The sequence below is a fragment of the Streptomyces sp. SPB074 genome (assembly GCF_000154905.1).
Taxonomy (GTDB): domain Bacteria; phylum Actinomycetota; class Actinomycetes; order Streptomycetales; family Streptomycetaceae; genus Streptomyces.
On sequence record NZ_GG770539.1, the window covers coordinates 2,052,570 to 2,053,804 of the forward strand.

1 protein-coding gene is annotated in these 1,235 nt (G+C 74.0%); it reads right to left on the reverse strand.

The annotated features are described in order from the left end of the window. Positions 1-248: 248 nt before the first annotated feature. Positions 249-857 carry a M48 family metallopeptidase gene (locus SSBG_RS08215; protein ID WP_037869241.1) on the reverse strand — a complete coding sequence of 203 codons (609 nt, stop codon included), beginning with the start codon at positions 855-857 and terminating at the stop codon, positions 249-251. Positions 858-1,235: the final 378 nt, after the last annotated feature.

The following is a 1,235-nucleotide window of genomic DNA, read 5'->3' on the forward strand; positions in this document are numbered from 1 at the left end:
CCGGACGCCGGGCCGGCGGCCACGGGCCGCCGGGCACCGGCCGCCGGGCACGGGGCACGAGGCTCGCGGCTCGGGGCCGGGCGAGCGCCACCGGGGCACGAACACCTGGCCGAGAGGAGAGGTCGCGTCGGCCAGGCTAACCGTTCGCGGGGCGGGGGTGGAGGTGCGGGGGCGGGGTGAAGGGGGAGGCGGGGTGCGGTGCCGGTGCCCCGTCCTGCCGCCCCCGGCTTGACGTGGCGGTGGCGGAATCAGTCCGTGGTGTCCGGGGGTGCCGGGGTTTCCGGGAGCGCGTGGGGGAGGTTACGGCCCGCGACGACGCCCTCCAGGAAACCGCGGGCGCGCTCCGTACGCGGATAGGCGTCGAGCAGAGCCCAGAAACGCGCGCCGTGACCGGGGACGAGGAGGTGGGCGAGTTCGTGCAGGAGGACGTAGTCGATGACGTACTCGGGCATCCCCTGGAGGCGGTGCGAGAGGCGGATGCTGCCCTCGGCCGGGGTGCACGAGCCCCAGCGCGTGTTCTGGTTGGTGACCCAGCGGACGGTGTCGGGGCGGGCGCGGCCGTCGAGGTACTGGCCCGAGAGCTGCGCGGCGCGCTGCGCCAGTTCGGTGTCGCCCAGCCGCCGCTTGCTCTCCTGCGCGGCGAGCCGGTCGAGCATCTTCGTCACCCAGCGTCGCTCCTCGGCGGCCGACATCCGGGCCGGGATGAGCACGATGGTGCGGTCGCCTTCGCGGTACGCGGAGACGGTGCGGCGCCTGCGGGCGCTGCGGCGCACCTCCACGGCGGCAGGTGCGGGCTGCGACTGTCCGGCGGCGTGCCGGACGCCGTCGCTCGCCCGGTTCAGAGGATCGGCGGACATTCCTCGACGTTACCCGCTCGGCGCTCCGGACGTCCCGCCCGAGGAGGCTCCCGGCACCGCGTCCACACACATCCCGCCGCCCGCGCGCCCGCCCGCACCCTGTGTTCATACGGGTGTTCATACGACGAGCGCCGCCGTCTGTGGATAACTCACGCCGCTCGATTTGCGCTGTGCCACAGGATGGTCTCAGCGGTCACGGAAAGCGAGCGACTCGTGACTCCTTGCCGTGCGGGAGAGCTCTGTCCGGGTGGTCCCGGCACGGTCGATGACGCGTGACGACGTGGTGCGAGAGCGAGAGACGAGAGAGGTGCGAGGCGCGATGGTGCGTGCGGTGGCGGGAACGAGGACGGGCACGGGTCCGGGGCGCGGTGCGAGTGC